The sequence below is a fragment of the Salmonella sp. NW722 genome, assembly GCF_051702785.1.
Taxonomy (GTDB): Bacteria; Pseudomonadota; Gammaproteobacteria; order Enterobacterales; family Enterobacteriaceae; genus Salmonella; species Salmonella enterica.
This window is the reverse complement of sequence record NZ_JAMMIN010000004.1, coordinates 514,599-536,338: the sequence shown is the minus strand read 5'-3', so window position 1 is coordinate 536,338 and position 21,740 is coordinate 514,599. Positions and strand designations below refer to the sequence as shown.

Annotated in this window: 19 protein-coding genes, 2 tRNA genes and 1 rRNA gene; 12 read left to right on the top strand and 10 right to left on the bottom strand. The window is 54.1% G+C overall.

All coding sequences use genetic code 11. From position 1 onward, the window contains the following. Positions 1-249: 249 nt before the first annotated feature. The 3 genes from rrf (at position 250) to dkgB (ending at position 1,601) form a co-directional block, all read left to right on the top strand. Positions 250-365: ribosomal RNA gene (gene rrf / locus NA330_RS12900) — 5S ribosomal RNA — on the top strand. Between the two features lie 191 nt (positions 366-556). Then, a tRNA-Asp gene (locus NA330_RS12895) sits at positions 557-633 on the top strand. A gap of 164 nt (positions 634-797) precedes the next feature. After that, complete coding sequence (gene dkgB, locus NA330_RS12890) at positions 798-1,601, top strand: 2,5-didehydrogluconate reductase DkgB (protein ID WP_023242270.1); 804 nt, start codon at positions 798-800, stop codon at positions 1,599-1,601. A gap of 21 nt (positions 1,602-1,622) precedes the next feature. On the opposite strand, the gene yafC is transcribed toward dkgB, so the two are convergent. Continuing rightward, entirely contained in the window at positions 1,623-2,537 is a 915-nt protein-coding gene (gene yafC, locus NA330_RS12885) for a DNA-binding transcriptional regulator YafC (RefSeq protein WP_000648534.1), read from the bottom strand. Between the two features lie 104 nt (positions 2,538-2,641). Between yafC and NA330_RS12880 the strand changes: the two genes are divergently transcribed. The 3 genes from NA330_RS12880 to NA330_RS12870 all read left to right on the top strand — a co-directional run bounded on the left by NA330_RS12880 (position 2,642) and on the right by NA330_RS12870 (position 5,597). Continuing rightward, positions 2,642-3,817: an MFS transporter gene (locus NA330_RS12880; RefSeq protein WP_023242269.1), complete on the top strand. Its 1,176-nt coding sequence runs from the start codon at positions 2,642-2,644 to the stop codon at positions 3,815-3,817. A 131-nt stretch (positions 3,818-3,948) separates the two neighbouring features. After that, positions 3,949-4,749, top strand: a complete 801-nt coding sequence (locus NA330_RS12875) for an endonuclease/exonuclease/phosphatase family protein (protein WP_001230970.1) — start codon at positions 3,949-3,951, stop codon at positions 4,747-4,749. A gap of 77 nt (positions 4,750-4,826) precedes the next feature. Beyond that, positions 4,827-5,597 (top strand): class I SAM-dependent methyltransferase, encoded by a 771-nt coding sequence (locus NA330_RS12870; protein WP_000207237.1) that lies wholly within the window; start codon positions 4,827-4,829, stop codon positions 5,595-5,597. Positions 5,598-5,652: 55 nt separating this feature from the next. Here NA330_RS12870 and mltD read toward each other — a convergent pair whose 3' ends face one another. Together mltD and gloB are read right to left on the bottom strand one after the other, a co-directional pair. Then, positions 5,653-7,020 (bottom strand): murein transglycosylase D, encoded by a 1,368-nt coding sequence (gene mltD / locus NA330_RS12865; protein ID WP_023242267.1) that lies wholly within the window; start codon positions 7,018-7,020, stop codon positions 5,653-5,655. A gap of 71 nt (positions 7,021-7,091) precedes the next feature. Next, complete coding sequence (gene gloB / locus NA330_RS12860; RefSeq protein WP_001052773.1) at positions 7,092-7,847, bottom strand: hydroxyacylglutathione hydrolase; 756 nt, start codon at positions 7,845-7,847, stop codon at positions 7,092-7,094. Between the two features lie 34 nt (positions 7,848-7,881). Here gloB and NA330_RS12855 point away from each other — a divergent pair, with 34 nt between their 5' ends. After that, complete coding sequence (locus NA330_RS12855) at positions 7,882-8,604, top strand: class I SAM-dependent methyltransferase (RefSeq protein WP_000801238.1); 723 nt, start codon at positions 7,882-7,884, stop codon at positions 8,602-8,604. Here the strand turns inward: NA330_RS12855 and rnhA are convergent. Continuing rightward, positions 8,601-9,068, bottom strand: coding sequence for a ribonuclease HI (gene rnhA / locus NA330_RS12850; protein WP_000917872.1), 468 nt, complete (start codon positions 9,066-9,068; stop codon positions 8,601-8,603). The two genes, NA330_RS12855 and rnhA, sit on opposite strands and share 4 nt — an antisense overlap. 63 nt (positions 9,069-9,131) lie before the next feature. On the opposite strand from rnhA, the gene dnaQ reads away from it, so the two are divergent. Both dnaQ and NA330_RS12840 read left to right on the top strand, forming a co-directional pair. Beyond that, positions 9,132-9,863, top strand: coding sequence for a DNA polymerase III subunit epsilon (dnaQ, locus tag NA330_RS12845; RefSeq protein WP_023242266.1), 732 nt, complete (start codon positions 9,132-9,134; stop codon positions 9,861-9,863). 133 nt (positions 9,864-9,996) lie between these two features. Then, positions 9,997-10,073, top strand: a tRNA-Asp gene (locus NA330_RS12840). A gap of 320 nt (positions 10,074-10,393) precedes the next feature. Here NA330_RS12840 and NA330_RS12835 read toward each other — a convergent pair. From NA330_RS12835 to tagK, 6 genes are read right to left on the bottom strand one after another with little or no spacing between them, the layout of a single operon-like run. Then, a complete protein-coding gene (locus NA330_RS12835) occupies positions 10,394-11,449 on the bottom strand; it encodes an ImpA family type VI secretion system protein (protein ID WP_000367619.1) in 1,056 nt (351 codons plus the stop codon). 10 nt (positions 11,450-11,459) lie between these two features. Next, positions 11,460-12,455 (bottom strand): type VI secretion system baseplate subunit TssG, encoded by a 996-nt coding sequence (gene tssG, locus NA330_RS12830; RefSeq protein ID WP_023242265.1) that lies wholly within the window; start codon positions 12,453-12,455, stop codon positions 11,460-11,462. Next, positions 12,452-14,335, bottom strand: a complete 1,884-nt coding sequence (gene tssF, locus NA330_RS12825) for a type VI secretion system baseplate subunit TssF (RefSeq protein ID WP_023242264.1) — start codon at positions 14,333-14,335, stop codon at positions 12,452-12,454. The genes tssG and tssF overlap by 4 nt, the downstream gene beginning before the upstream one ends. Positions 14,336-14,350: 15 nt before the next feature. After that, positions 14,351-14,845 (bottom strand): type VI secretion system baseplate subunit TssE, encoded by a 495-nt coding sequence (gene tssE / locus NA330_RS12820; protein WP_000108007.1) that lies wholly within the window; start codon positions 14,843-14,845, stop codon positions 14,351-14,353. Then, positions 14,842-15,666, bottom strand: a complete 825-nt coding sequence (locus NA330_RS12815) for a type VI secretion system accessory protein TagJ (protein WP_023181859.1) — start codon at positions 15,664-15,666, stop codon at positions 14,842-14,844. The genes tssE and NA330_RS12815 overlap by 4 nt, the downstream gene beginning before the upstream one ends. Then, entirely contained in the window at positions 15,653-16,555 is a 903-nt protein-coding gene (gene tagK / locus NA330_RS12810; RefSeq protein WP_023242263.1) for a type VI secretion system-associated protein TagK, read from the bottom strand. Before tagK ends, NA330_RS12815 begins: the two co-directional genes overlap by 14 nt. Positions 16,556-16,922: 367 nt before the next feature. Here tagK and tssH point away from each other — a divergent pair, with 367 nt between their 5' ends. The 3 genes from tssH to tssC all read left to right on the top strand — a co-directional run bounded on the left by tssH (position 16,923) and on the right by tssC (position 21,736). Then, positions 16,923-19,562, top strand: coding sequence for a type VI secretion system ATPase TssH (gene tssH, locus NA330_RS12805; protein ID WP_023242262.1), 2,640 nt, complete (start codon positions 16,923-16,925; stop codon positions 19,560-19,562). A gap of 99 nt (positions 19,563-19,661) precedes the next feature. Continuing rightward, the gene (tssB, locus tag NA330_RS12800) at positions 19,662-20,204 is read left to right on the top strand and encodes a type VI secretion system contractile sheath small subunit (RefSeq protein ID WP_000996815.1); all 543 of its coding nucleotides are present in this window, start codon (positions 19,662-19,664) and stop codon (positions 20,202-20,204) included. Between the two features lie 23 nt (positions 20,205-20,227). Continuing rightward, positions 20,228-21,736 carry a type VI secretion system contractile sheath large subunit gene (tssC, locus tag NA330_RS12795; protein WP_000013884.1) on the top strand — a complete coding sequence of 503 codons (1,509 nt, stop codon included), beginning with the start codon at positions 20,228-20,230 and terminating at the stop codon, positions 21,734-21,736. Positions 21,737-21,740: the final 4 nt, after the last annotated feature.

Here is a 21,740-nt window from a genome sequence, read left to right as displayed (position 1 = left end):
GCGCAGCGATGCGTTGAGCTAACCGGTACTAATGAACCGTGAGGCTTAACCTTACAACGCCGAAGATGTTTTGGCGGATTGAGAAGACAACAATTTTCAGCTCAGATTCAGAGTCCGAAGGATTTTACGCTGAGACAAGGCGGCAAACGCAGCGACGGAAGGAGCATACAGAAGTATGTGACTGACGCCCGCAAGAGCAGCCAACGCCGTATCAGTGTAAAAGACACAGGACAGAGCACAAAGAATTTGCCTGGCGGCACTAGCGCGGTGGTCCCACCTGACCCCATGCCGAACTCAGAAGTGAAACGCCGTAGCGCCGATGGTAGTGTGGGGTCTCCCCATGCGAGAGTAGGGAACTGCCAGGCATCAAATTAGAAGTATGGCATTAACTTTCGGGGCAGTTCACTACTCGACAGAGAGTAGGACAAAAGCGAAAGCTTTTGAACGTTGCGAAGCAACGGCCCGAAGGGTGAATCACGAAGTGATTCATAAACTGCCAGGCATCAAATTGCAGTAAACCGGGATGAAAATCCGGATTGTGACAAAGAAATTCGGTGGAGCGGTAGTTCAGTTGGTTAGAATACCTGCCTGTCACGCAGGGGGTCGCGGGTTCGAGTCCCGTCCGTTCCGCCACTTATTAAGAGCCCTGAGCATTAGCTCAGGGCTCTTTCTTTGCATGTCATTTAATTATTGCTCAATTCGCAAAAATCCTCTGCATTTCTCGCTCTTTTTCTGCAAAGCGCTGAAGGTCATAATCCCCTCAGTTAACGAACATAGTGATTAAAAAGAGGAATTCTATGACTATCCCTGCATTCGGTTTAGGTACTTTTCGCCTGAAAGACGACGTGGTTATCGCTTCTGTTAAAACGGCGCTTGAACTGGGCTACCGTGCTGTCGACACTGCGCAAATCTATGATAATGAAGCGGCTGTTGGACAGGCGATTGCTGAGAGCGGCGTACCGCGTAATGAGCTGTACATCACCACCAAGATCTGGATTGAAAACCTTAGCAAAGACAAGCTAATCCCAAGCCTGAAAGAGAGCCTGAAAAAACTGCGTACCGATTATGTCGATCTGACGCTGATCCACTGGCCATCTCCGGGTGATGCCGTGTCTGTCGAAGAATTTATGCAGGCATTGCTGGAAGCTAAAAAACAAGGGCTGACTCGCGAAATTGGCATTTCAAACTTCACCATTCCGTTGATGGAAAAGGCTATTGCCGCGGTGGGCGCAGACCATATAGCCACCAACCAGATTGAACTATCTCCGTATCTGCAGAGTCGTAAGGTGGTTGACTGGGCGAAAGCGCACGGTATCCATATCACCTCTTACATGACGCTGGCATACGGTAAGGCGCTGAAAGATGAAGTGATTGCACGCATTGCGGCTAAACATAATGCGACCCCGGCGCAGGTTATTCTGGCATGGGCTATGGGTGAAGGTTACTCGGTGATCCCTTCATCCACCAGGCGTGAAAACCTGGCAAGCAACCTGCTGGCACTGGAACTGCATCTGGATGCCGAAGATAGAGCAGCGATCGCGGCACTGGACTGCAACGACCGCCTGGTTAGTCCGGAAGGTTTGGCCCCTGAGTGGGATTAATTGCCTGACCCTTTGTACCCTTTACCCCTCTTTCACAGCTCCTGCGGGGGCTGTTCTTATATATTCGCTCAAAAAGTCGATAAATGCCCGAATGCGTGTGCTGACGGCGCGATCGCTGTAGTAAACGGCGCTGAAAGGCATTTCTACCGGCAGACGTTTATCGGCCAGCAGTTCCACCAGTTCTCCCCGCGCGATCTCTTTATCAATCATATAATCTGAAAGACATGCAATGCCGTTACCGTTCAGGCAAAGTTGTTTTAACGTTTCCCCGCTATTGGAAGAAATCCCACATTTGATCTCATGGAGCTGCCCGTCGCTACAGGCAATCGGCCAGGTATTGAGCGAAACAGGTTCTGAGAACCCCAGGCACAGATGCCGTTTTAACTCTTCAACGGTCTCTGGCTTGCCAAAACGGGCAATATAATCCGGTGAGGCGATAATCTTACGATAACTGGTAAATAACGGACGCGCGCGCAGACTTGAATCTGTCAACGTGCCTGCGCGTATCGCAACATCCACTTTTCGTTCAATAAGATTGATGAACGTTTCTGAGGAGACAAGAGACAACGTTATTTCCGGATACCGTTCACGAAAAGGTTTAATCAGCGGCATCAGGAAATGCAGCATTACCGGCGTTGCCGCATCGATACGCAGTAAGCCGCGCGGGGTATTACGCGACTCCATGATTTCCGTTTCTGCGGCGGCCATTTCTTGCAGTATCTGCTGCACGCGCCTGAAGTATCGCTCTCCTTCTTCAGTCAGGCTCAGCTGTCGGGTCGTACGATTAAGCAGACTGACGCCGAGCTTCATCTCCAGCTTTTTAACTGCCCGGCTGACAGCGGAATTGGCCTGTCCAAGCTGCTCTGCCGCCCGGCTGAAGCTGCCGCTTTCCACGACAGCGACAAAAATTGCAAGTTCTTCGGAGGTGGCTTTCATTTTTGCTCCTGAAGCAAAATTAAATTGATATTTTGGCTATTTTTGTCATTAAAACATCCAGGCATACTGCGTGTCATCTGATTACTGCTGTTATGGAGTTATGTATGCCTCTCGCTTTATTTGCACTGACAATAAGTGCTTTCGCTATCGGTACGACTGAGTTTGTGATTGTCGGCCTGGTGCCGACCATTGCTCAACAACTGGCTATCTCGTTACCTTCCGCCGGAATGCTGGTTTCAATCTATGCGCTGGGTGTGGCTATTGGCGCGCCGGTGCTAACCGCGCTGACCGGACGCCTGCCGCGTAAACAGTTACTGGTCGCGCTGATGGTCTTGTTTACGGCGGGGAATTTGCTGGCATGGCAGGCACCGGGCTATATGACATTAATCGTCGCCCGTCTGCTGACGGGCCTGGCGCACGGCGTGTTCTTCTCGATTGGATCTACCATCGCGACAAGTCTGGTGCCAAAAGAGAAAGCGGCTTCTGCGATCGCTATTATGTTTGGTGGTTTAACGGTAGCTCTGGTCACGGGCGTGCCGCTGGGAACATTTATCGGTCAGCATTTTGGCTGGCGTGAGACCTTCCTTGCGGTATCACTGTTAGGCGTGATTGCGCTGATGAGCAGTCAACTGCTGATCCCGGCCAACATTCCCGGTCGGGCGGCCGCCAGCATTCGTGACCAGGTGGAAGTACTGACTCATCCTCGTCTGTTGCTGATTTACGCCGTTACGGCGCTTGGCTACGGCGGGGTATTCACGGCATTCACCTTCCTGGCGCCGATGATGCAGGATCTGGCGGGATTCTCCCCGGCAGCAGTAAGCTGGATCCTACTGGGTTATGGCGTATCTGTGGCTATCGGCAATATCTGGGGCGGTAAACTGGCGGATAAGCATGGTGCCGTGCCGGCGCTGAAATTCATTTTCGCCGTGCTGTTTGTTCTGCTGATGGTCTTCCAGGTGACGGCCTCCACGCAGTATGCCGCGCTGGCTACCATTCTGGTGATGGGGGTCTTTGCCTTCGGTAACGTACCGGGTTTGCAGGTCTACGTGGTACAGAAAGCGGAACAATTCACGCCTAATGCGGTAGATGTGGCGTCAGGTCTGAACATTGCGGCGTTTAACATTGGTATTGCGCTGGGCTCCGTGATTGGCGGGCAAACGGTGGAGCATTACGGTTTGGCGCAGACGCCGTGGATTGGCGCCCTCATTGTTCTGGTGGCTTTTCTGCTGATGGGCGTCAGCGGACGTCTTGATAAACCTGTGCGCATTGCTCTGGAGTAAATTATTGATGTAAGCGCCTACTTACAAAACAAACTGCAATTGTTCGTTGAAAGTGAGTGCTAAAATCCCTATAACAGAAGAACCAGTCCGGTTGAGGACTGGTTGACGTTACAGAGGTTTGAAAGTCAAAAGTGCGAAAAAATACCTATGCGATGCGCTATGTTGCCGGACAGCCCGCCGAGCGGATTTTGCCGCCAGGGTCGTTTGCGAGCATCGGCCAGGCATTGCCCGCCGGGGAACCGCTAAGCAGTGAAGAGCGGATCCGTATCCTCGTGTGGAATATATTCAAGCAGCAGCGAGCCGAATGGTTATCGGTGCTGAAGAACTACGGCAAAGATGCGCATCTGGTCCTGTTGCAGGAGGCCCAGACGACGCCTGAACTGGTACAGTTTGCCACCGCTAACTATCTTGCCGCCGATCAGGTTCCCGCTTTTGTATTACCTCAGCATCCGTCTGGCGTCATGACGCTTTCTGCCGCCCATCCTGTTTACTGCTGCCCTTTACGGGAAAGAGAACCAATTTTACGTTTGGCGAAATCAGCCCTGGTGACGGTATATCCCTTGCCGGATACCCGTTTATTAATGGTAGTAAATGTTCATGCGGTAAATTTTAGTCTGGGCGTGGACGTATACAGTAAGCAGTTACTTCCGATCGGCGACCAGATTGCGCACCATAGCGGCCCTGTCATTATGGCGGGTGATTTTAATGCCTGGAGCCGCCCACGTATGAATGCGTTGTACCGCTTTGCACGTGAGATGTCGCTGCGCCAGGTGCGTTTCACTGACGATCAGCGCCGTCGTGCGTTTGGACGACCGCTGGATTTTGTTTTTTATCGTGGTTTAAACGTGAATGAAGCCTCCGTACTGGTGACGCGCGCTTCCGATCACAATCCGCTACTCGTTGAATTCAGTCCCGGCAAACCTGAGCAATAAAGGTGCGTCAGGTCTGCCGTGGGGCAGGCCTCTTCGGGTGCTGCCCTTTACTTTTCTCATAACAGAAGGGCACTACCATGACAACGCATTCCCACCATGACAATGTTGAAAAGCAGTTTGGTTCACAGGCGAACGCCTATTTACATAGCGCCGTTCACGCATCGGGTCGTGACTTAGCGCGGCTGGCGCAAAGGCTGTCTGATTTTTCCCACGCGAACGTACTGGATATGGGATGTGGGGCTGGACACGCGAGTTTTGTCGCTGCGCAACATGCCAACTCGGTCGTGGCATACGATTTATCCGCCAGCATGCTTGAGGTTGTCGCTGGAGCGGCGGAAGAAAGACATTTAAGTAATATTACTCTCCGTCAAGGCTATGCCGAAAAACTGCCCTTTGAAGATGCATCGTTTGAGGTGGTGATTAGCCGCTATTCCGCGCATCACTGGCACGACGTTGGTCAGGCATTGCGTGAGGTTTATCGTGTATTAAAACCCGGCGGCGTGCTGATTATCATGGATGTCATGTCGCCTGGACATCCTGTACGCGATATCTGGCTGCAAACGGTGGAGGCGTTACGCGACACGTCGCATGTCCGTAACTATTCCAGTGGCGAATGGCTGACGATGGTCAATAACGCGATGCTGGTAACGAATACCGTGATAACCGATCGTTTATCGCTGGAGTTTCGCTCATGGGTAACGCGGATGCGTACGCCAGCGCCGTTGGTTGAGGCGATTCGATTATATCAGGCGAGTGCCCCGGTAGAGGTGAAGCGTTATTTTGAGTTGCAGGATGACGGCTCGTTTAGCAGCGATACTATCATGCTGGAAGCGCATAAAGCGGTATAGCAATTTAAAAGGCGCCGGGGGAAGCGGCGCCTTTTGGCTTTTTCGTCGGGCAATATCAGGAGTCTGGCGTGCTATTGTCCTTCACAAACAACGTAAGCTGATCGCCCGGTTGTAGATTATCCGTATCATGGTTCCAGCGCATCACATCTTTGATATTCACCCCGTGACGTCTGGCGATACTGGAAAGCGAATCGCCTTTACGGACACGATAGGTAATGCTATCGCTATTGTTTGCCAGTCGTTGCGCGCTGCTGCCAGCGCCTACGGTCAGGCTTTGCCCGATTTTCAGACGCGAACCACGCAGGTTGTTCCACTGCTGCAAGTCCTTCGTGCTTACGCCAAGCCGCGAAGCAATACCGGAAAGCGTATCGCCAGAGCGCACCTTATAGCTACGGCTATTCAACGGCGTATTGTCGGCGATCAGTTGGGACTGAACGGCGTCAATCTCACCGGAAGCCAGCGACTCACGCAACTGCTCGGCATGCTTTTTGGGCACCATAACATATTGCGGACCGCTTACGCCTAAGGTAGACCCTTTTACACCGGCATTAAACGTCTTCAGCTTGCTGATAGACATGCCCGCCATATCCGCAACCTGGGCCATTTCAACTGGACTGTTTAAACGAACTCGTGCCAGCGCTCGGCTTTCATCTGTTGTTGGCAGACGTACGCCATAGCGTTTGCTGTTTTTGAGAATTTCACTCAATGCCAGCATCTTAGGTACGTAGAGTTTCGTTTCTGTGGGCAAAGAAAGCGACCAGAAATCCGTCGGTTTTCCACGCGCTTTGTTTGCTTTAATTGCCCGCATAACACGGCCTTCGCCGCTGTTATACGCTGCAACGGTTAACAGCCAGTCGCCGTCAAACATTTTGTTCAGACGCTGCATCATGTCTAACGCGGCGGTCGTAGAGGCTACAACATCGCGACGCGCGTCATAATTACGGGTCTGCTTTAAACCATAATTGCGCCCTGTGCTCGGTATGATCTGCCAGATGCCTGCGGCATTGGCGCCAGACGTTGCGTGAGGATCAAAAGCGCTCTCCACTATGGGTAGTAGTACCAGCTCCATAGGCATGTTACGTTTCTTAACCTGCCCCGCTATCCAGTACATATACGGCTCTGCCCGTAAAGTTACATCGTGGAGATAGCTCTTATTGCGTAAATACTTCTGTTTCTGTTCGCGAATCCGGCTGTTTTCCGGAATTCCCATCTTTAGCTCGTCGCCAATGAAAGCCCACAAGTCCTGATCTGGCGCGATAGACGTTCCGTCGTCCATCCATCGTGCCTGACTCGTAAACTTTCCTGCTTCCCCTTGACCAGCTGCAGAAAGGCTCTGTGCGTGCTGTTGGACGTTGCCAGTGTTCTGAGACGTCTGGCACCCCACAAGCAGGACAGAGGCGAGTAATATCGCTTTTGCCTTCATGTGTGTGTCAATAGTTGCTTAAAAGACGACCGATCATAACGGCGAAGTTAGCGAATGACAAGTAAGAATTATCAGAACGTGTCTTTCTTTGACCTTAACCATGCAAAACGCGCTTCTGGTTGTTGCAATATTGTTTCTTTGTTTATTTCGTTAATTAAATCAATATCTTCAGTTCTTAAAAAAAGATTAATCTTACGCTCATTTTTAAGAATAACGGGTAATGTCATTTGTTTTTTTACACGTAACTCTTTAACTTTACGATAATATTCATTTATGAACGAATCGTGCGGAAGTATGCTCAATGCGAACTTAATGTTAGCTAAAGTGTATTCGTGAGCGCAGCAAATGAGCGTGTCGTCAGGCAGAGAATTAATTTTCATAAGTGACTGATACATCTGTGATGGCGTGCCTTCAAACAGTCGACCACAGCCGCCGGAAAACAGCGTGTCGCCGCAGAATAAGTAAGGGTGGCTAAAGTAACAGACGTGTCCTAACGTGTGGCCCGGCGTGGCAAAAAGAGTAAATTTCTCGCCTAAAACGCGAATAGTATCGCCATCGCCAACAAGATGGGTTGCTCCCTTGTCTTGCGTTTCCGCCGGTCCATAAACCGTCATTTGCGGGAAGTGTTGCAACAGCTCTTTGACTCCGCCAACATGGTCGTGATGGTGATGCGTCAGAAAAATCGCCTCCGGCATCCACTTATGTTCAGCAATGGCCTTTAAGACGGGTGCCGCTTCGCCGGGATCAACAATCACACAGCGGCCTTCATCATTGGTCAGCACCCAGATGTAATTGTCCTGAAACGCGGGAATACTGTTAAGATTCATATATTACCTCTCAAATAATTAGCGGAAGGTTGCGATGAAACCGGCAAGGCTCTCTCAAACTGTCGTTGCGCCCGGATGTTGGGGTGAGTTGCCCTGGGGCAATTACTACCGTGAGGCGCTGGAACAGCAGCTAAATCCGTGGTTTGCAAAAATGTATGGTTTCCATTTGCTTAAAATCGGTAATTTAAGCGCAGAAATCAATTCCGAAGCGTGCGCGGTCTCCCATCAGGTGAATGTTTCATCGCAGGGCTCACCGATGCAGGTTCTGGCCGATCCGCTACACCTTCCTTTTGCAGATAAATCCGTCGATGTTTGTCTGCTGGCGCATACTTTGCCGTGGTGTACCGATCCGCACCGTTTATTGCGGGAAGCCGACCGCGTATTGATTGATGACGGTTGGCTGGTCATCAGTGGATTTAACCCGCTGAGTTTGATGGGGTTACGTAAACTGGTACCCGTTTTACGTAAAACACCGCCCTATAATAGTCGGATGTTTACCCTTATGCGGCAACTGGACTGGCTGTCTTTACTCAATTTCGAAGTGCTACATTATAGCCGTTTTCATGTCTTACCCTGGAAAAAGCAGGGGGGGCGGCTTTTAAATACGCATATCCCGGCGCTGGGCTGTTTACAGCTTATTGTGGCCCGTAAGCGGACCATCCCGCTTACGCTTAATCCGCTGCGACATAATAAAAGTAAAACCCCTATCCGCCAGACCGTTGGCGCCACCCGGCAATATCGCAAACCGGATGGCTAAGCCTCCGCCTGGTAGCCACTATCTTCCTGCGTGGGGTTCATTGCCGCGGCGCGCGCCAGTTCATCACAACGCTCGTTTTCGGGATGGCCTGCATGGCCTTTGACCCATACCCATTTGATCTGATGCTGACCTAACGCAGCATCGAGACGTTTCCACAGATCGACATTTTTTACGGGTTTCTTTTCCGCTGTTTTCCAGCCGCGTTTCTTCCAGTTATGAATCCATTGGGTAATTCCTTGCCGCACATATTGACTGTCGGTGCTCAATGTCACTTCGCAATGTTCTTTTAACGCTTCAAGCGCGACGATCGCCGCCATCAGTTCCATACGGTTATTGGTGGTCAGCGTGTAACCTTCACTAAACGTTTTTTCATGACCGCGATAGCGTAAGATAGCGCCATAACCACCAGGCCCTGGATTCCCCAGGCAAGAGCCATCGGTGAAAATTTCTACCTGTTTAAGCATCTCTGGTAGACTTCCTGTAATTGAAATCGATAACAAAACGCAAGTCTGACATAAATGACCGATATGAGCACTGCAATTACACGACAGATTGTCCTCGATACCGAAACCACCGGTATGAACCAGATAGGCGCGCACTATGAAGGTCACAAGATTATTGAGATCGGTGCGGTTGAGGTGATAAACCGTCGTCTGACCGGCAACAATTTTCATGTTTACCTGAAGCCGGATCGGCTGGTGGATCCGGAAGCGTTTGGCGTACACGGTATTGCCGATGAGTTTCTGCTGGATAAGCCGGTTTTTGCTGATGTGGTCGATGAGTTTCTTGATTATATCCGCGGTGCGGAGCTGGTCATCCATAACGCATCGTTCGATATCGGCTTTATGGATTATGAGTTTGGTCTGCTTAAACGCGATATACCTAAAACCAATACTTTCTGCAAAGTTACCGATAGCCTGGCGTTGGCGCGGAAAATGTTCCCCGGCAAGCGTAACAGCCTTGATGCGCTGTGTTCGCGTTATGAGATAGATAATAGCAAACGTACTTTGCACGGCGCATTGCTCGATGCCCAGATCCTTGCCGAAGTGTATCTGGCGATGACGGGCGGACAAACGTCCATGACGTTTGCGATGGAAGGAGAGACGCAACGGCAGCAAGGTGAAGAGACCATTCAGCGAATCGTTCGCCAGGCCAGCCGGTTACGGGTCGTTTTTGCCTCTGAGGAAGAGCTGGCTGCGCATGAATCGCGGCTTGATCTGGTGCAGAAAAAGGGCGGAAGTTGCCTTTGGCGGGCGTAATTTATTCCTTTTTAGGCTATAAAAATCATCCTTCGGGCGATTTTTGCAGCAACTGATTCAAAAGGTGAGAAAAAGCGTTGACGGGCGACACCGCAAACCGTAATATTCGCCTCGTTCCCAGCGGGAACATCACGGAGCGGTAGTTCAGTTGGTTAGAATACCTGCCTGTCACGCAGGGGGTCGCGGGTTCGAGTCCCGTCCGTTCCGCCAGATACAAATCTCAGGGTGTTTTTATACACCCTGTGAAGTAAAAAAAACCGCATCACTGTAAAAGGGATGCGGTTTTTTTTCGTCTTCAGCAGTGCCACCGCCTATCGTGGAATCTGACGCAAATGGGCCTACGCCTGGATGACGAACAGGATATTACCGCCACTTCTTTCACTGTCATGGCTATTTTGATCCCACTGACATTTAAGGCGCGGCCTCATGGCGGTGCTTAACCGGGATCGGGACATGTTCAGCGCAGAAGCAGACTGCGTAATGTTGATGTCATTCAGATAATCACGGAGAACCGCCAGACATGCGCATCATCACTCCAGGGCATCCCACTTCTCCAGCAACTCCACCGGGATCTCATTGATCACCTCCGAGAACCGTTTTCCCACCAGTCTTTCAGCCTGGCGTAACAGTGGGATGGTCGGGCTACTGGGTTCACTGCTCTCAAACCAGCGACGAATGCACCGCAGGCGCTCCAGCGCATCATTACGATCGCGAATTGGCCCCGGTTCAGCATTGTGTGGGAGGGATATACCGGGTGGCGCGTTGACAGGCGGCACATCCTCTGCCCGTGCCGGAACGGCATTATCCATAACCGTGCCTGCGGGGTCTGGCACTGGCGCTGGCGACGGAGGGATTTCCGGTGTGGTTGTCTGTACCACGTCAGGCAGCAGCGCTAACAACTGCCGCAGGCGTGAAAAATCTGGAGCCAGATCGCCTAATGTCTCACGCGCCCACACTTGCAGGCGTTCTGCGCTTTCCTGCGCTTCGCGAAACGCTGCCAGCGGTAATGCCCCACGGGCTTCGAGGTCGGCCAGTTGCTGGCGGACGGATTCGGGGGCCAGCGCATCAGCCGGGCGGGGAGCGGATAACGCGCGCTCGACATCCCGTACCTGCAGGCGCAGGGCGGCGCTGTTTGACAGCGTGATACCGCGAATGTCTGCCATCACGCCTTCGTGATCCAGCAGCGCCGCCAGGGCATTACTGCGCGCCAGCGCCGCATCTTCAATAGACTCTGCGGATGCGCCTTCGCCGGTAAGCAGCTGTGGATGGAGTGCATCAGACCAGATTACGCTCAGTTCTGCCAGTTGCGTGAGCATTTCCGCCAGTCCCTGTGCGCCAGCCTGCTGGATGCGACTGCGCAGCAGCAGGATCAACACCCGGATATCCTTACTGCGCGTGAGCAGACGGCGCGCATCACGCTCAATTTCCGGCCAGTTCACGGCTTCCGGCGTACTGACAAAATCACCATATTGCGCCTCCGCCTGGGGGGCGGCGCGACTGAACAGCAGCAGGTATTCCGGGTCGTACTCCGGATCGGGGCCGCAGGGTTGTTCCGCGCTTACCGGTTTAGTCAGGGACATGTCCATATCATTACTCTCAGTGGGTTAAGCCGTGTTCAGGTTCAAAAATCATGCCTGTCACCGGACGGTCATGCATGGCTTTACCTGCCCAGGCCGTCCAGCCAAGCCGCTGCGCGCCGCCGATCACCGCAGGCGGTGCGGCATGAGGCTTCAACTGCAGCTCAATTTCCCAGCAATATTCAAAACCGATGAACGTACGCACCAGTTCTGTCAGCACGGGCAGATTGTTGCCGCCGGGCAGAAAACGCAGGTAATCCTCCAGCGTGAGCGGGCCGATAATTAGCCGGAATTTGTACTGCATATCCGGTACGGCCTGGCCGATAAGCGCCCCGTTGCCCAGCACCGAAGACTGCGTGGGCGTGCCCAGACGGGTGATTTCATCGTTCGCCACCGTTATCCAGTGCAGGGCGAACTCTTTCACCGCAAAAGGTACGCTGAAATAGTGTGCCAGCGTGGCGGCCAGCCCGTCAGGATTGCGCGATTCGCGTACCAGATGGGCGGAGGCTGCCAGGCGAACATGATCTGACAGCGGGCTTTCGGCGCTTTCCCGTAGATCCTGCCCGCTGAGACTGGCGATATAAAACGCAAAACGGTCGTGTTCCGGTTTGTCCAGCCCGCCACCAGCGGACTGGGCGCTGCGCCATGCCTGCCAGAACTGCGTCAGCCAGCGGTGGTGAAAAATATTGGAAAAATGAACCAGCGTCGGATCGTGACGACTCTCTGAGCGATTTAGCGCCAGCTCGGTATAGTGCAGCGGCAACGGGCCGTTTGGCCCCCATAGTCCGAGGCTGTACAGGCTCAGGTGCAGGCGTCCATCCTGCCAGCTGACCTGGGCGATTTCCCGTGGCGCAAAGGTCATCGTCGGCGTCTGTCCCAGACGGAATTTTTCCATCCGTGGCTGCCAGGTACTGCCTGCCGGAGTATCACAGAGCTGGGCATCCACGCGCCGCATCAGGTTCAGGAATCCGTAACGCCAGGGGGTTTTCTGCGCCTGGTTGAGAGCGCCGGTCATACGCTCCCCCGTTGCCCGGTTCTGACCGGCCAGGTCATGACATGCCCGCGTTGCATCGAGTGCAGCGTCATCTGCGAGAAGGTATTAATGGAAACATGGCGGGCAATATAGTGTTCCAGCACCAGACCGAACAGGTAAGGACTGATACCGGAAAATCCTTCTTCGTCCACGGTCAGTTCGCAACTGACGCCCCGGCCATAGACCAACAGGCCGGAGCCGGGCAGGCGGCGGGTCACCGGGGTGGTTTTGCAGCCAATCAGGCTGCGCACCTGGCGCGACTGCGGGCTGTCGTGAGCCGGGATAAACAGATTCAGCAGATCGCGCAGCGCCTGGCCGCCGGTGCGGTGATCCAGATCGGCCAGCGGCAGATAATTAAACGACAACTGCCGGATCAGCCGCCAGGCCATTTCGCGTTCAGCCAGCGGCGGCTGCGGCGGGCGCGGCGGTCTGATAAGACCCACGCCCGCCACCGGAATCGCCGCATCTACGGTCAGATCATCCCGGCCATTACGTGGAATAAGGCAGGGCAGATCGCGGTTAGTCACCATTGCCGTGACGGTGATATGGCGCAGATTTTCCGGGTAGGGCGCTTCATGCTGATCAACCAGCGAGAGGAAGACTTCCGAGCCGGTATAGGGGGTTCGGGTGCCATAGCGGCGGGCGCTTTCTGACGATCGGCGCGGCTCACGACGCAGTGAAAAATAACGCCCGTGGTTGCCTTCGTCATTATTACGGGTGTGATACAGCGGACGAAAAATCATCTTCCGTGTGGTTTCCGCTTCCAGGCCTTCGACTTCCTGGACAGAAAACACCTCGTAATCCAGCGGACGGGTACGATCCACCACCAGATGCTGTTCCGTCACGCTGTGAGTGACTTCAATCCGGGTGGTGGTGCGAGGAAACAGGTTGATCACCGGCGTACAGAACAGGCTGAACTGTGCAGCGTCCGTCTGATGAATCAGCCAGTCCGGCGGCAGGCGGTTAAGCAGTATGACAATTTCCGCCACATTGCCCTGCACCTTTTGTAGACCGGCAGACAATCCGGTCGGGGTGAAGAAGTAAAACCGTTCCGGACAGGCGAAAAATTCATGCAGCAGATTATGGCCGTGAAACACGTTCCAGGCGAGCGGCAGCAGCCCCTGCCCTGGCTCCAGCCCTTCGTGCGCCACCGGGTGTTGAAGATTCACATTCAGTTCGCCGTCAAAGTGACCGGGTTCACCGGCCAGTGTGGCGACGGCGCTGGTATGCAGCAGCTCAAACAGGTGTGACGCAATGCGTTCTTCGCCGCAGAGGTAAAAGGGCAGCCGTGTCGGACCGGCCAGCTCGCTGAAAGTCAGTTCCCCGAAGGTTCGCAGAGTGATGCGCAATGCCCCGGCGACATGAATATTAGGCGGCAGATAGCGGTGCAGGGCGGGCATATCCGGCGGCGCGGCGGTCAGGCGTACCTCCTCGATGGACAGCGGCCACAGCGTGACGTCCTGGCTGCTGCGAAACTGGCAGGCGGTATTTTCGCCTTCCGGGATGGGGGAAACGAACGCGGTATCGCGCGGCACGGTGACCCCTTTCGCCAGGTCGCCTTCCTGCGTATCGGGATACAGCTTTACCACTGCCATCGATGGCGTGGGGGTGACGTAATTGGGGCTGACGACTTCCAGTAACCGCTGTGTGAAGCGGGGAAATTCGGCGTCAATTTTTAGCTGAGTGCGGGCGCTCAGAAAGCTGAACGCTTCGATCATGCGTTCCACATACGGGTCGGCAATATCGGTTCCCTGCATCCCCAGTCGGGCGGCAATTTTGGGATGGAGGGTGGCGAACTCAGCACCGGTCTCCCGCAGGTAGCTCAGTTCGCGGTTGTAATACTCCAGTAGCCGTGGATCCATGAATAATGCCCTGTATTAAAAGAACGTAATGCGGCTCAGCTCCATATCCAGCGCGCTGCGTACCAGAAACTCCGTGGGATACGGCTGCGTCAGAATTTGTCCGCGAATTTCAAACTGTAGTGTGTTATAGCTACCCTGCCGGGTTTTATCGAGCAATGGCGTGACCCTGAGTGTGGCGGCGTTCAGCCGGGGTTCGAAACGGATAATGGCGCGCCGGATCGCCTCGCTGATATCGTCCCACTTATGCTCATACATAAAGCTGCCCGCCAGCGGCGGCAGGCCATAGTTGAGCACTGACGCCGCCGCCTGCGGATAGCGCCGGGCGTCGATGTCACCCTCGTGGCTAATGGTATTGAGCAAAAAGGAGAGATCCCGACGAATGATCTCCTTCAGTTGTACCGGCGTGACGCTGATATCCCGGTCAATTTTCTGATACGGAGCATTGTCACACAGCCGATCAAATAGGGTGGGCAGCAGGTGGTTAGCGGGTGTAAAACGAGACGTGCTCATGCGCCATCGTTTTCCTGAGCATGAAAGGTACAATGGGCCATGTCCAGCAGGCTGATATCGCCGTGGCTGGTCAGCCACACTTTCTGCCCCAGCGCCCGCACGGTGGTTTCGCCGGGGCCATCCTGCCAGGCGGTTTCCCGGCACAGACGCAGGGCGTCAGAGGCACTTTCCGAACCGCTGTAACGGGTAAAGAGCCAGGCGCCGTGCGTATCGCCATTCATCAGGGTGATATTAATGGGTTTCCACAGCAGATCGGTCAGGCGCGTCGGTTGCGGCGATTCCAGCGAGCGTATTTGCGAAAACGGCAGCCAGATATACACGCCGCCGGTGACCAGCTCAAGTACCGGGCCAAGGCGGGAATCGCTGTCGCTCGCCCAGTCAAATGCGCCGCCGTTCCACTGCCCGCCCGTGTCTGTTATGGCTTCCAGTGCGGTATTACGGTGTTTATCAACCTCACCGGTATCGTCATGACAGGCGAGTGCCGCCAGCAGTGACTCCACCCAAACGGGCTGCGGCAGAAGAAAACCGGGTCGTTGTTCACCCTGAAAAACGGTGTGGCGGAACATTTCGCAGCGAACCAGCTCCCGGTACAGCCGGGCCTCCTGGGTATAATTGGCCTCCATCCTGGCGCATAGCTGAAGCTGGTGTAGCGCCCGCGACCAGTCTCCGGCCACACACAGCAACTGAAACAGGCTGTGGCGGCAGAGCGCTTTCGCCGGATTTTCCCGAACCTGCTGCTCCGCCATCTGAATCCCCTCCGCAATAGAGTATTCCTGTATCAGCGCGGACAGGGTAGCAGGAAGCGTGTCAGTTTTTTTCATGGGCGGTATTTCCATTTTTCTGTGTCGGAGTGATTCGGTAGTGGCTGTCGATGCCAATAATACGATGCTCGCGGCGGGTCAGATCGGGCAGTATCTCGCTATGTGCGGTTTTCCCCGCCTGTTCCGGCGAGAGCAGTTGCAGGATATCGGGCATTGATTCCATCGCCAGCCAGTGCATTTCACCCTCACCGGTCGTGTCCAGCGTATCCAGAATGGCATCAATACCGGGCGCGCCTGCCACCATATCCTGTAACGTGTCGGTGTCGCCCTTTTTATCGTATAACGACGTCAAATCCTGGGTGACAGCGTCTTCATTTCGGGGAAACGGTTTATCACGGAGGGGCTTTTCCTGCCCGGAGGGCCGCAATGCCTGCTGATACTCCTGGTAAAGCTGGTGTAGCGTGCTATCCGCTTCATGGCCGGTGTAAGAGGATGCGGTTTCCCGGACGGGAATAATATCGAACGGGTTCTGCGGATTGAGCTGTTGTTGTTTAAACCAGTCCAGATCCAGGTACTCAGCAACGGATTCAGATGACTGAACCAACTGAGGAAACGAAACATCGGGACGGGACCCATCATTGGTGCGGGCAAGGCACCAGGATGACAGACCCCATTCAATCGTATCTCCATCATTCAGCCGCATACGGTGATGAGGTTCCATCACCTGCTCATTGACGGCACAGCACAGTTCATCAGAGTGATTAACAATCCACCACGCCTCTTCGTGGCGAACAAGACTGAGCGCGATATCGTCTTTCCCATGTTGCTCAAAAAGCGGAATGTAGGGGGCTGCGGCAGTAAATACGATGTATGTCCCTGCGGGATACTGTGCGTTATCCGTTATACCCTGCGACTGTATTTTCCGTAATTCCCACATGTCTTGTTTCATTATGTCCCTTAAATGTATTTATTTTTCTGGAGGAAACGTTTAGGGAGTTTTAATTCATAAATAATTTTAACTAAATTCATAGGGAGTCATTATTGATGACACCCTTTTTATTATTTTCGTCGTGAATGCATTGTTGTATGCATAGATGTCTTTTTTGAAATATTATTTCTTTTAATTCTGCAATTACGATTTTTATCTTGCTGTTCATTGATTATTTAATATTAACGGCTTAGTTGCTAATTAGTCCCTGATCTGTATCATTGTTTTGTTTCGATATTTTTTCGAGGCTATCAATAAAGAATTGTTTATATATTTATATGCATTGATGCATTATTTTTATGAATTTTTATGTCACAAGGCATAACACATGGAAACTCCTGTTTCACGCAGTGCGTTGTATGGAAAACTGGCCGGCCCACTATTCCGATCGCTGGAATCGGCAACGGCATTTTGCAAACTACGCTCTAATCCCTGGGTTGAGCTGACTCACTGGCTGCACCAGTTAACACAGCAGCCCGATAACGATATTCTCCACGTTCTTCGGCATTACCAGATCCCTCTTTCTGATGTGGAGAAAGCGTTACTCCGGCAACTGGATATGCTGCCCGCCGGGGCCAGCGCCATTAGTGATTTTTCTCACCATATCGATCTCAGCGTTGAAAAGGCCTGGATGCTGGCGAGCGTCCGTTACGGCGATAACAAAATTCGCAGCGGCTGGTTGCTGCTGGCCTTGTTGACCACGCCAGAACTGCGTCGGGTACTGAGCAGTATCTGCGCGCCGCTGGCCACGCTTCCGGTTGATGAACTGACTGAAATACTGCCCTCGTTGATCGAAACATCGCCGGAAGCGCAGGAGCGCCCTTACGACGGCTCCGGCCTGGCATCAGCCATTCCCGGTGAAAGCAGTCAGGCGATTCCCAACGGCGGGCAGGACGGTAAATCCGCGCTGGCAAAATACTGTCAGGACATGACGGCACAGGCGCGCGACGGCAAAATCGACCCGGTGACGGGGCGTGAGCATGAAATCCGCACCATGACGGATATTCTGCTGCGCCGTCGCCAGAATAATCCACTACTGACTGGTGAGGCGGGCGTCGGAAAGACGGCGGTCGTCGAAGGTTTTGCCCTCGCGATTGCGCAGGGGGAAGTGCCGCCCGCGCTGCGGGAAGTACGGCTGCTGGCGCTGGACGTTGGCGCTCTGTTGGCCGGAGCCAGCATGAAAGGCGAGTTTGAATCGCGTCTGAAAGGGTTACTGGAAGAGGCCGGGCGCTCGCCGCAGCCGGTTATTCTGTTTGTCGATGAAGTTCACACTCTGGTGGGCGCGGGCGGCGCATCCGGCACGGGCGATGCCGCTAACCTGCTGAAACCGGCGCTGGCGCGCGGCACCCTGCGGACTATCGGCGCCACCACCTGGAGCGAATACAAGCGCCATATTGAGAAAGATCCGGCGCTGACCCGTCGTTTTCAGGTGTTGCAGATTGCCGAACCGGAAGAGATCCCCGCAATGGAAATGGTGCGTGGTCTGGTGGATACGCTGGAAAAACACCATAACGTTCTGATTCTGGATGAGGCGGTACGTGCGGCGGTACAGCTTTCTCACCGCTACATTCCCGCCCGGCAGTTGCCGGATAAGGCCATCAGCCTGCTGGATACCGCCGCGGCCCGCGTGGCGCTGACGCTGCACACGCCGCCTGCCAGCGTACAGTTCCTGCGCCAGCAGCTAAAAGCGGCGGAAATGGAACGGTCGCTGTTGCAGAAGCAGGAAAAAATGGGGATTCAGTCAGATGAGCGGCGCGATGCGCTGACGGCGCGAATTTTCTCGCTCAACGATGAACTGACTGCATCCGAATCCCGCTGGCAGCGGGAGATGGAACTGGTACATACGTTGCAGGAACTGCGTCTCGTAGAGTCAGATGCTGATGACAAAACCACGCTGCAACAGGCCGAAACGGCGCTAAGGGAGTGGCAGGGTGACGCGCCGGTGGTGTTCCCGGAAGTCAGCGCGGCGGTGGTCGCGGCGATTGTCGCCGACTGGACCGGTATTCCTGCCGGGCGCATGGTGAAAGATGAGGCCAGCCAGGTGCTGGAACTGCCTGCCCGACTGGCGCAACGCGTTACCGGGCAAGACGGCGCGCTGGCGCAGATTGGTGAACGTATTCAGACCGCCAGGGCGGGACTGGGCGATCCACGCAAACCGGTGGGAGTGTTTATGCTGGCCGGGCCGTCCGGTGTCGGTAAAACCGAAACCGCGCTGGCGCTGGCGGAGGCTATCTACGGCGGTGAGCAGAACCTGATTACCATCAATATGAGCGAGTTCCAGGAGGCTCACACCGTTTCCACGCTGAAAGGCGCGCCCCCCGGCTATGTGGGCTATGGCGAGGGTGGTGTGCTGACGGAAGCGGTGCGTCGCCACCCCTGGAGCGTAGTGCTGCTCGACGAGATCGAAAAAGCGCACCATGACGTCCACGAACTCTTCTATCAGGTGTTTGACAAGGGCGGGATGGAGGACGGTGAGGGAACACATGTCGATTTCAAAAACACCACGCTATTACTCACCACCAACGTGGGTTCCGACCTCATCAGCCAGATGTGTGAAGATCCGGCCTTAATGCCCGATGCTACGGGGCTTAAAGAGGCGCTAATGCCGGAATTGCGCAAGCATTTCCCGGCGGCATTTCTGGGCCGCGTGACGGTGATCCCTTACCTGCCGCTGGACGAAACGTCGCGTGGCGTGATTGCCCGTTTGCACCTTGACCGGCTGGTGGCGCGGATGGGTGAGCAGCACGGCGTGACGCTGACGTATAGCGAGGAACTGGTCGCACATATTGTGGCGTGCTGTCCAATGCATGAAACGGGCGCGCGGTTGCTGATTGGCTACATCGAACAGCACATTCTGCCGCAACTGTCGCGCTACTGGTTGCAGGCCATGACGGAAAAAGCCGCTATCAGGCAAATTGATATCGGCGTTAATGGTGATGAGCAGATTGTTTTTGAGATCGTTTGCTGAAACCGGCCGTTCGAAGTGTCCGTAGTGCGATTTTAAAAACTGTACCGGTATACCGCTCCCCTTGCGGCAACCAGTTGACTAAAAAGGAAATGAAGGATTATGGCTATCAACAATAGCGCGCAGAAATTCATCGCGCGCAACCGCGCGCCGCGCGTGCAGATTGAATATGACGTAGAGATTTACGGCTCTGAGAAAAAAATCGAGCTGCCGTTCGTGATGGCGGTGCTGGCCGATCTGGCCGGGAAACCGCGTGAAGAACTGCCGCCGGTGACGGATCGCAAATTCCTCGATATTGATATTGATAACTTCAATGAGCGCATGAAAGCCATTGCGCCGCGCGTGGCGTTCGCTGTGCCGAATACGCTGACGGGTGAAGGTCAGTTGATGGTCGATATCACGCTGGAAAATATGGACGACTTTTCGCCGGCACAGATTGCCCGCAAGGTGGACGCCCTGAACCAGTTACTGGAAGCCCGCACTCAACTGGCGAACCTCCAGACCTACATGGATGGCAAGGCCGGGGCGGAAAATCTGGTCAATAAACTGTTGCAGGACCCGACTCTGCTGAAAACGCTGGCGAATGCGCCGAAACCGGCCGCTACCCAGCAAGGTGTGTCAGCGGATAATGAATCAGCGGAATAACGTCGAATTTTTAAGGAATTTTCATGGCAAACAGTAATATGCAGGCAACCGACGCGGTTGCTCAGGATACCGTCTCCGCATCCGGTGAATTTGATGCGTTGCTGAATCAGGCCTTCCGACCCAAGACTACCCAGGCGGCAAAAGCCGTGGAAGCCGCGGTGCAGACGCTGGCGCAACAGGCGCTGGCGAACACGATCACCGTCAGCGATGACGCCTATAAAAGCATCAGCGCTATTATTGCGCAGATCGACTTTAAACTGACCGAACAGATCAAACTGATTCTGCAACATCCCGACTGGCAGAAGCTGGAATCCTCGTGGCGCGGTATGGAGCATCTGGTTTACAACACCGAGACCGACGAAAAGCTGAAAATCCGCTTCATGAATCTGTCAAAAGATGAATTGCGGCGCAACATGAAGCGTTACAAGGGCATCGCCTGGGATCAAAGCCCGATGTTCAAGAAACTGTATGAAGCCGAATACGGCCAGTTAGGCGGCGAACCTTATGGCTGTATCATTGCGGATTACTACTTCGACCATACACCGCCCGATGTGGATCTGCTTGGCTCTATCGCCAAAGTCGCCGCGTCGGCCCATGCGCCGTTTATTGCCGGGGCTTCCCCCTCGGTACTGCAAATGGACTCCTGGCAGGAGCTGGCGAATCCTCGCGACCTGACTAAAATCGTCACTCAGAACCTGGAATATGCGCCGTGGAACTCCCTGCGGGCCAGCGAAGACTCCCGTTATATTGGCCTGACGATGCCGCGTTTTCTTGCCCGCCTGCCGTATGGCGCAAAAACCAACCCGGTGGACGAGTTTGATTTTGAAGAAGATGCGGATGGTTCTGACCATACCAAATACGTCTGGAGCAACGCGGCCTACGCGATGGGCGTAAACATCAACCGTTCCTTCAAACACTACGGCTGGTGTACGTTGATTCGCGGTGTGGAATCAGGCGGTGCGGTGGAAAATCTTCCCTGCCATACCTTCCCGACTGACGATGGCGGCGTGGACATGAAATGCCCGACCGAAATCGCCATCTCTGACCGCCGCGAGGCTGAACTGGCGAAAAACGGTTTTATCCCGTTGATCCACCGTAAAAACTCAGACTATGCCGCCTTTATCGGCGCACAATCGCTGCAAAAACCACAGGAATACTACGATCCGGACGCGACGGCCAACGCCAACCTGTCCGCCCGTCTGCCGTACCTGTTCGCCTGCTCGCGCTTCGCTCACTTCCTCAAATGTATCGTCCGCGACAAAATCGGTTCCTTTAAAGAGCGTGAGGATATGCAGCGCTGGCTAAATGAATGGATTATGAATTATGTCGACGCCGATCCGGTGAACTCCTCGCAAGAAACCAAAGCCCGTCGTCCGCTGGCTGCCGCAGAGGTAGTGGTGGAAGAGGTGGAAGGCAATCCAGGTTATTACGACGCGAAATTCTTCCTGCGTCCGCATTTCCAGCTTGAAGGGCTGACGGGATCGCTGCGCCTGGTGACAAAACTGCCGTCAGTGAAGCAGGGCAATGCCTGATATA